6 protein-coding genes are annotated in these 9,136 nt (G+C 66.9%); 5 read left to right on the top strand and 1 reads right to left on the bottom strand.

The features are described 5' to 3' along the window. The coding region (locus AX690_RS14280; RefSeq protein WP_066730439.1) for an NAD(P)/FAD-dependent oxidoreductase at positions 1-1,443 on the top strand (1,443 nt) is incomplete at its 5' end. An 8-nt stretch (positions 1,444-1,451) separates the two neighbouring features. On the opposite strand, the gene AX690_RS22945 is transcribed toward AX690_RS14280, so the two are convergent. Further along, complete coding sequence (locus tag AX690_RS22945) at positions 1,452-1,619, bottom strand: hypothetical protein (protein WP_156449679.1); 168 nt, start codon at positions 1,617-1,619, stop codon at positions 1,452-1,454. 209 nt (positions 1,620-1,828) lie between these two features. On the opposite strand from AX690_RS22945, the gene AX690_RS14275 reads away from it, so the two are divergent. From AX690_RS14275 to AX690_RS14260, 4 genes are all read left to right on the top strand, one after another. Then, complete coding sequence (locus AX690_RS14275; RefSeq protein WP_066683788.1) at positions 1,829-3,187, top strand: sugar MFS transporter; 1,359 nt, start codon at positions 1,829-1,831, stop codon at positions 3,185-3,187. Positions 3,188-3,360: 173 nt separating this feature from the next. Further along, positions 3,361-4,707, top strand: a complete 1,347-nt coding sequence (locus AX690_RS14270; RefSeq protein ID WP_066683790.1) for a dicarboxylate/amino acid:cation symporter — start codon at positions 3,361-3,363, stop codon at positions 4,705-4,707. Between the two features lie 71 nt (positions 4,708-4,778). After that, a complete protein-coding gene (locus AX690_RS14265) occupies positions 4,779-7,073 on the top strand; it encodes a glycoside hydrolase family 3 N-terminal domain-containing protein (RefSeq protein ID WP_082769674.1) in 2,295 nt (764 codons plus the stop codon). A gap of 382 nt (positions 7,074-7,455) precedes the next feature. Next, positions 7,456-9,136: beta strand repeat-containing protein (locus AX690_RS14260; protein ID WP_369798217.1), on the top strand; the 1,681-nt coding region annotated here is incomplete at its 3' end.

Genomic DNA, 9,136 nt, shown 5'->3' with positions numbered 1-9,136 from the left:
CCCGCCGGTCTGACGACCGCCTACACCCTGGCCAAGGCCGGGCGGGGCGTGATCGTGCTGGAGATGGATGCGGCCCGTGTGGGCGGCGTCGCTCGGACCCTCGACTACAAGGGCCTGAAGTTCGACATCGGCGGGCACCGGTTCTTCTCGCGCAATCCCGAAGTCCTCGACCTGTGGCGCGAGATCCTGCCCGAGGGCTTCGTCGAGCGGCCGCGCCGCTCGCGCATCTATTATCGCGGGCGCTTCTACGCTTTCCCGCTGAGGGCCTTCCAGGCGCTGGCCAACCTCGGCCCCTGGATGGCGGCCAAGTGCCTGGCCTCGTTCGCCTGGGCCAAGGTCAAGCCGGTCAAGGAGCCTCAGAGCTTCCGCGACTGGGTGCGCAATCATTTCGGCGAGATGCTGTTCTCAACCTTCTTCAAGTCCTACGCCGAGAAGGTGTGGGGCATGAGCTGCGATGAGCTGTCGGCCGATTGGGCGCGCCAACGGATCCGCGGGCTGCATCTGGGGGCCGCGATCATGGACGGCGTCCGCCGATCGCTGGGCCTGCGCCGCAAGGCGCCGGTCGCCGCGCCGACCAAAACGCTGAGCGAGCGCTTCCTGTATCCTCGCCAGGGCGCGGGCATGGTCTGGGAGGCTTGCGCCGAGAAGATCAGCGCGCTGGGCGGCGATGTCCGCCTCGGACGACGCGTCGATGGCCTGCACTACGACAAGCTGGCGCGCCTCTGGACGGTCTCGGTCGCCTGCGCCGACGGCCGCAAGGAGATCTACACGGCCGACAACGTGGTTTCGTCAGCGCCGGTCCGCGAGCTGATGCAGTCGATCAGCCCCACGCCCATGAGCGTCTTCCATGCCGGCGAGCTGATGTACCGCGACTTCCTGACGGTCGTGCTGATGGGCAAGCCGCGTAAGGCGCCGCCGGACACCTGGATCTATGTCCACGACGCCTCGGTGCAGGTCGGCCGCGTACGCGACCTGCGCGCCTGGTCGCCTGAAATGGTCCCCGACGGCGTCGAGGCGGCGCTGAGCCTGGAGTATTTCTGCTTCGAGGGAGACGCCCTCTGGAGCCTTTCGGACGCCGAATTGATCGCCAAGGCCAAGGCCGAGATCGCCGGCATCGGCCTGATGGACATCGAGGCGGTCGAGGACGCGTGCGTCGCTCGCCAGCGCAAGGCCTATCCGGTGTATGACGAGGCCTATGCCGAGCATATCCGCATGATCCGCCTGGACCTGAAGATGCACTATCCGGGCCTGCATCTGGTCGGCCGCAACGGCATGCACCGCTATGGCGACCAGGACCGCGCCATGATGACCGGCGTGCTGACCGCGGAGAACATCATTGTCGGCGAGCGCAGGCACGACGTCTGGGACGTCGACGAAAACGCCGCCTACGACCGTCCCGCGGTCCGTGTCGAGCGACCGGCCCCGCAACGCGCCGCGGCCTGAGCACGGTCCTAGGCGGTGATTCTCCGGGCAGGCGTCTGCTCCGGCTTTTGGCGCTTCGATTCGCCCATCAGCTGGCTTACGCCGCCGAAGGCGAGACACACGATCGCGTCGGCGAGGCCGGCCATCGCGGCCAGCACAAACACCCCGGAAATCACCACAACCGCCAACGCCAACATGGAAAACTCCCGCTCTCGATGACCTAGCGGGGGAGGGCGTTTTCCGTTCCGAAACGACCGTCGGAACCGCAAAAAATCATACAAATGGTTGACAACGTTGTCGCGCTTCCAATGAATGGCGCGTCCGCGCAAAGACGGACTCGCGAACATCGTCGCTTAGGGAGTGGTCCAGTGATTTCGGTGCTCAAGTTCAATCGCGGAGGCGTTCGATGAGCGACGCCGCGATCGCCAAATCCCCGGCCAAGAGCGGGGGCTCCAAGCTGGCTATCGTCTATGTGACGTGCCTGTTCTTCATCTGGGCGCTGGTCACCAATCTGCTGGACCCGCTGCTGAAGACCATGAAGACGGTCTTCACCCTTACGCCGGTTGAAGCCAGCCTGACCGGCTTCGCCTTCTTCATCGCCTACGGCGTCATGTCGATGCCCTCGGCGGCCTTCCTGTCCAAGTTCGGCTACGCCAAGTCGGTGATGGTGGGTCTGGGCGGCATCGTCGCCGGCTGCTTCATCGCCATCGCGGCGGCCAAGCTGCACACCTTCGCTCTGGTGCTGACCGCGCTGTTCGTGATGGCCTCGGGCATCACCCTGCTGCAGGTGGCCGCCAACCCGCTGATCGCCTCGATGGGCCGTCCCGAGGACAGCTCGTTTCGGCTGAACCTGTCGCAGGCGTTCAACTCGCTGGGCGCGGCCTGCGGCCTGTGGTTCGGCGCGAACTTCCTGCTCAAGGGCCAGATCTTCGAGAAGGGGATCACGATCACAGACCCCATGCGCGAGCAGGCCTTGGGCTTCGTTTCCAACGTCTATTTCGTGATCGGCGCGGGCCTGGCCCTGTTCATCCTGGCCATCTTCTTCGTGCGTCGTCAGATCACCGAAGCCGCCCCTAAGACCGGCCACTTCGTCAACCCACTGTCGGCCCTGTCGTCCAAGTGGGCGAACCTGGGCGCGATCGGCATCTTCCTCTATGTCGGCGCCGAGGTGGCGATCTCGCTGAACCTGCTGCTGTTCCTGGAAGAAGCGCACATTCTGAACATCCCGGCCGAGCAGGCCGGCAAGATGACGACCTTCTACATGGTCTTCGCCATGATCGGCCGCTTCGCGGGCTCGGCCCTGCTGAAGAAGTTCAAGGACTATTGGCTGCTGACGGCCGTGGCCGTGGGCGCGATCACGCTGAGCCTGACCGTGATCCTGACCAAGGACATGGTTCCCAGCGCCCACACGGGCGACATCAACCTGATCCTCGCCACGGTTCCGATGACGACCGGCCTGATCCCGGCCTTCGCGGCGCTGCTGATCGGCCTGTTCAACTCGATCATGTTCCCGACGATCTTCACCCTGACCCTGCAGCGCTCGTCGGCCCCGGCCTCGGCGACCTCGGGTCTGCTGTGCATGGCCATCGTCGGCGGCGCTTTCCTGCCGCTGGCCTTCGCCAAGATCGAGGAGATGACCGGCTCCAAGTCGCTGGCCTTCATCGCCCCGCTGATCTGCTACGTCTACGTCCTGTGGTTCGCGCTGGTGTCCAAGAACGCTCCGACGCACGAGATCGAGGACGAGGCGGTGGCCGGCGGCCACTGACGTTTCGAGACTTGCCTGCAAGCGCCCCGGAAAGCTTCGGCTTTCCGGGGCTTCTTTTTGCCCGACAGTTTTCCTGCCCGACAGTTTTCCTGAAGGCGCCTATCGAAAAACCTCGGTCGTAATTCCCAGTGCGCGGCACGACATTCCACGGTCTGACGAACGAAGGAACGCGCATGGCCGCCGCCCAACCCAAGAGCAGCCGCTTCATCAGTGGTTTTGGCGTCCAGGTCCTGGCCGCCATGGCGATCGGCCTCGGCCTGGGCCTGCTGGCCCGTCAGCTCGGGCCGGCCGAAGGGCAGGGCGGCTACGCTCTGGCCGAGACCCTGCATCAGGTCGGGGCCATCTTCGTCCAGCTGCTGCGCACCCTGGTGCCGCCGCTGGTGTTCACGGCGATCGTCGCCAGCATCGCCAATATCGCCCAGCTGCAGAACGCCGCGCGCCTGGTCTGGCGCACGCTCTTCTGGTTCGCGGTCACCGCCCTGATCGCGGTGCTGATCGGCATCGCCCTGGGCCTGATCCTGCAGCCGGGCCTGCACACGACGGTCGAGGCCGCCGCGGCCAAGGCGCCCAAGACCCACGGCTCGTGGCTCGACTTCCTGACCGGCCTCGTGCCCGGCAACATGCTGGGCCTGGCGGCCTCCACGAAGATCAGCGACGCTGACGCGGCCACGACCTCGCTGTCGTTCAACGTGCTTCAGATCGTCGTCATCTCGCTGGTGACCGGCGTCGCGGCCCTGAAGGTCGGCGAGGCGGGCGAAGCCTTCCTGAAGTTCAACGCCTCGGCCCTGGCGATCGTGCGCAAGGTGCTGTGGTGGGTCATCCGTCTGACGCCGATCGGCACGGTCGGGCTGTTCGGCAACGCCGTGGCGCAATACGGATGGACGACGCTCGGCCAGCTTGGCGCCTTTACCGGCGCGATCTACATCGGCCTCGGCCTGGTGCTGCTGGTCGTCTATCCGACGATCCTGGCCCTGAACGGCCTCAATCCTATCAAGTTCTTCCAGGGCGCCTGGCCCGCCATTCAGCTGGGCTTTGTTTCCCGCTCGTCGGTCGGGACCTTGCCGGTGACGGAGGCGGTGACGGAGACCAGCCTGGGCGTTCCACGCGCCTACGCCGCCTTCGCCGCGCCGCTGGGCTCGACGACGAAGATGGACGGCTGCGCGGCCATCTATCCGGCGATCTCGGCGATCTTCGTGGCCCAGTTCTTCGGCGTGCATCTGGCGCTGTCGGACTATTTCCTGATCGTCTTCGTCTCGGTGATCGGTTCGGCCGCCACCGCGGGCCTGACCGGCGCCACGGTGATGCTGACCCTGACCCTGTCGACCCTGGGGTTGCCGCTGGAAGGGGCCGGTCTGCTTCTGGCGATCGACCCGATCCTCGACATGGGCCGCACCGCCGTGAACGTCGCCGGCCAGGCCCTGGTCCCGACCATCGTCGCCAAGCGGGAAGGGATCCTCGACCTCGAGACCTATAACGCCGGCCAGGTTCCGGCCGAAGCGGGACTGATCGCCGCGGAATAGGTCTGGGCGGTTGCGCGGGAAAGCTTTAGCGGCGAGTTTGCGCGCCTCGTAAAGCGTCCCCGGGGGATTCCATGGTTTTGAAGACGGCGAACGGCGGCCCGGAAGGGCCGAGCCGGCGTGGATTCCTGTCCGGCGCCGCCGCTCTCGCGGGTCTCGCCGTCACCGCGCCCCGCGCCTTCGCCCAGGCCTCGGACCGCGTCGAGGCCCTGCTGGCCCAGATGACGATCGAGGAGAAGGCGGGCCAGCTCTCGTGCTTCGCCGACATGATCCGGCCGCCGATCGGCGACATGAACCCGCTGGTCAACCTGCGCAACGCCCAGACCCTGACCGCCGAGATCAAGGCCGGCCGGATCGGCGTGCTGATGAACGGCGTGGGCGCCCAGGCCGCCCTCGATACGCAGAAGGCGGCTGTCGAAGGCTCTCGCCTGAAGATCCCGCTGCTGTTCGCCGCCGACGTGATCCACGGCTTCCGCACCGTCTTCCCGATCCCGCTGGCCGAGGCCGCCAGCTTCGACCCGCATCTGGCTGAGCGTACGGCTCGCGCCGCGGCGTCGGAAGCCTCCGCCTCGGGTCTGCACTGGACCTTCGCGCCGATGGTCGACGTCGCTCGCGACCAGCGCTGGGGCCGGGTGGCCGAGGGTTCGGGCGAGGACCCCTATCTCGGCGAGGTGATGGCCGCCGCCCGCGTGCGCGGCTTCCAGGGCAAGGACCTCAAGGCCGACGACAGCATGCTGGCCACGCCCAAGCACTTCGCCGCCTACGGCGCGGTGACGGCGGGACTTGAGTACAATTCGGTCGAGCTGTCCGAGGCGACGCTGCGCGAAGTCCACCTGCCGCCGTTCCAGGCCGCCTTCGCGGCGGGGGCGATGACGGTGATGTCGGCCTTCAATGACGTGAACGGCGTGCCGGCCACCGCCAACAAGCGCCTGCTGACCGGTGTGCTGCGCGAGGAGTGGGGCTTCAAGGGCGTGGTCATCTCCGACTACACCTCGGACCAGGAACTGGTCGCCCACGGCGTCGCCGCCGACGATCGCGACGCTGCGCGCCTGGCGATCCTGGCTGGCGTCGACATCAGCATGCAGAGCGGGCTCTATATTCGCTACCTGCCGGAGTTGGTCGCTTCGGGCGCCGTGCCCATCGCGGTGGTCGACGCCTCGGTGCGCCGGGTGCTGGCGCTGAAGGAAGCGATCGGCCTCTTCGACAATCCTTACCGCTCGCTGGATCCCGCCGCTGAGCAGGCGCGCACCGCCACGCCAGCGCTGCGCGCCCTGAGCCGCGAGGCCGGCGCTAAGTCCATCGTGCTTCTGAAGAACGACAATAGTCTTCTGCCCTTGCCCAGGGCGGGCAAGCGTCTGGCGCTGATCGGTCCGTTCGCGGACGACCGCGACAACGTCCTGGGCGCCTGGGGAGGCTTCTTCGCCGACAAGGCGTTGAACGTCGATCTGGCGACCGGCCTGCGGGCCCAGCTGGCGGATCCGGGAAGCCTGATGGTCGAGCGCGGCTGCGACGTCGAAGCGCCGATCGCCGGCGGGATCGAGCGGGCGGTCGCCGCCGCCCAGGCCGCCGATGTCGTGCTGCTGGCGGTCGGCGAGAGCGAGGCCATGACCGGCGAGGCCAAGTCCCGCACCGACATCCGCATTCCGCCGGCCCAGCAGCGCCTGGCGGAAGCGATCGCCGCCACGGGCAAGCCGGTCGTCGTTCTGCTGCGCCACGGCCGCGCCCTGGCCCTGGAAGGGCCGGTCCGCGACGCGCGGGCGATCTTGGCGACCTGGTTCCTGGGCAGCGAGATGGGCCACGCCGTCGCCGACGTGCTGTTCGGCGCGGTCAATCCGTCCGGCCGCTTGCCGGTCAGCTTCCCGCTCGACAGCGGCCAGGAGCCGTTCTTCTACAACAGCCGCACCACGGGCCGCCCGGCGCCGGCCGATCCGAACGCCCAGGAGTACAAGTCGCGCTGGCGCTCGATCCGCAACGAGGCGCTCTATCCGTTCGGCTTCGGCCTGGGCTATGCGCCGTTCGCGCTGAGCGACCTGCGGCTGAGCACCGACAGGCTGGCCTGGGACGAGACGCTCCATGTCACCGCCAGGGTCCGCAACACGGGCCCCGTCCACGGCGAGCATGTGGTCCAACTCTATATTCGCGACCGGGTGGCCAGCCGCACGCGGCCTGTCCGCGAACTGAAGGGCTTCCAGCGCGTGTCGTTGGCTCCTGGCAACGAACGCGAGGTTCGGTTCGAGCTGCGGCGCGAGAACCTGATGTTCGTCGGCGACCATGACTACTGGGTCGTCGAACCTGGCGTATTCGACGTCTGGCTGGCCAATTGCGCGACCGACGGCCTCGTCGCCAGCTTCGAACTCCTGGCGGCGTAGGCGAAACACGAATCGACGCTCGTGTGAATTGCGGATGAATTGGAGCGGCGCGGGCTTCTTAACCCCCGGTTTTACTCGCCTGTTAAGCGAATCTTTATTGTGCGCCGGGTCGGTGTACGGAACATCCAGGTATAGACCATCCCTTTGACTTGAAAGGCTTTAGGGCCAATTTGACCTCCTAGGGCGCGACCCGATGTTTGACTGCCGAGCGACAGGCGCGGCCTGCGTCGGGATGTCTCGTTGAAAGGACTTGGAAACTAAATAAGGTTATTGCCGATGGGCCGTAGTGTGGCTTGTTGCTGGGACGCTTGCGTAAGGGGGGGCGTCTCCACGTTGCTTTAGGCGCGCCAGAAGGGCGCGTCTGCCTGCAGGGGATGGATGTATGCCGATCTCGAGCCTTTCCGCCGCCCAGATCTCGAACCTGTCGGTCACCGCGATCCAGGGTTTGACGACGACGGATATCCAGTCCCTCAACGGAACTCAGGTCGCCGCGATCAGCACGACCGGGATCAGCGCCCTGGCGACCACTCAGGTCGCCGCGCTCAGCGCGACCCAGGTCAAGGCGCTTACCGCCACCCAGATCCCCAAGTTCGCGGCGTCGGTGACCTTCGACGTCACCCAGCTCACCCAATTCTCCAGCCAGCAGGTTTCGGCCCTTACCTCGACCCAACTGGCCGGGCTCGACACCTCCCATATCGCCGTCCTCAGCGCCACGCAGATCGGCTCGCTGTCGGCGACCAACTTCTCGGGCCTGGACGCCACCCAGATCGGGCAACTGAGCGAGACCCAGGTCAAGGGCATCACCGCGACGCAGCTGAAGGGCGTCTCGGCCGCCGATATCGCGGAGCTTTCCGCCACCCAAGTCGCGGCGCTCAGCGCGGATCGCATCGCCGCTCTTTCGGCCCCCAACCTTTCGGCGATGGACGCCACGCAGGTCGGCGCGCTGAGCAACACGCAGATCGCGGCGCTGACGACCACCCAGCTCAAGAATCTGAACACCACCGACATTGGCGAGCTGTCGGCCACGCAGGTCGGCGCGCTGTCGACGGCTCAGCTTGGCGCGCTGTCGTCGACCAACTTCTCGGCCCTGAGCGCCACGCAGGTCGGCGCTCTGTCGACGGCCCAGGTCAAGGGGATCACGGTCGATCAGATCAAAGGTCTGAACACGACCGATATCGGTGAGTTGACCAACACCCAGGTTGGCGCCCTGAGCGCCGCCCAGATTGGCGCCCTGGTTACGGCGCAGGTCCAGCAGCTCTCCACCGGTCAGCTCTCCGTTCTGTCCTCGACCCAGATTGGGGCGTTGGGCGCGGCAAACTTCGCTGCGCTGAACGCGACGCAAGTCGGCGCGCTGAACGAGACGCAGATCAAGGGTCTGACGACCGCCCAGCTGGGCGGGCTGTCGGCGGCCGACGTGGGCGAGTTGTCCGCGACGCAGGTTGGCGCCCTGAGCGCCGGCCAGTTGGGCGCCCTGAGCACCACGGCCGTCTCGGCGCTGGACGCGACCCAGACCGCGGCGTTGTCGACGACCCAGGTCAAGGGGCTGACGGCCAACCAGCTGAAGAACCTGACGGCTGCGGACGTCGGCGAGCTGTCGGAGACCCAGGTCGGGGCGCTGGCCCCGTCGCAGCTGGGCGCCCTGAGCAACGGCGCCCTATCCGCCCTGAACGCGACGCAGGTCGGCGCGCTGTCGACGACCCAGGTCAAGGGGCTGACGACGACCCAGGTGTCCAATCTCACCACCACTGACATCGGTGAGCTCTCTGAAACCCAGGTCGGCGCTCTGACGGCCGATCAGATCAAGAATCTGTCGACCACCAACCTGTCGGCGCTGACCGCTACCCAGGTCGGCGCTCTGACCAACACCCAGATCGCCGCGATCACGACGACGCAGGTCAAGAACCTGACCACGACGGACATCGGCGAGCTGTCGGCGACCCAAGTCGGCGCCCTGACGACCGCCCAGGTCGGCGCCCTGAGCCAGGCTCAGACACAAGGGCTGTCGGTTACCCAGATCGGCGGCCTGTCGGCCAGCCAGGTCGGCGCCCTGACCACGACGAACC

The organism is Caulobacter sp. CCH9-E1 (assembly GCF_001556515.1).
Taxonomy (GTDB): domain Bacteria; phylum Pseudomonadota; class Alphaproteobacteria; order Caulobacterales; family Caulobacteraceae; genus Caulobacter.
Note: the sequence above shows the minus strand (reverse complement) of the source record. Positions and strands in the feature narration are given on the sequence as shown.

Bases quoted from the DNA above. Each gene is read 5' to 3' on its own strand.
- AX690_RS22945 (WP_156449679.1), bottom strand. From the start codon at position 1,619: ATGTTGGCGTTGGCGGTTGTGGTGATTTCCGGGGTGTTTGTGCTGGCC.
- AX690_RS14275 (WP_066683788.1), top strand. From the start codon at position 1,829: ATGAGCGACGCCGCGATCGCCAAATCCCCGGCCAAGAGCGGGGGCTCC.
- AX690_RS14270 (WP_066683790.1), top strand. From the start codon at position 3,361: ATGGCCGCCGCCCAACCCAAGAGCAGCCGCTTCATCAGTGGTTTTGGC.
- AX690_RS14265 (WP_082769674.1), top strand. From the start codon at position 4,779: ATGGTTTTGAAGACGGCGAACGGCGGCCCGGAAGGGCCGAGCCGGCGT.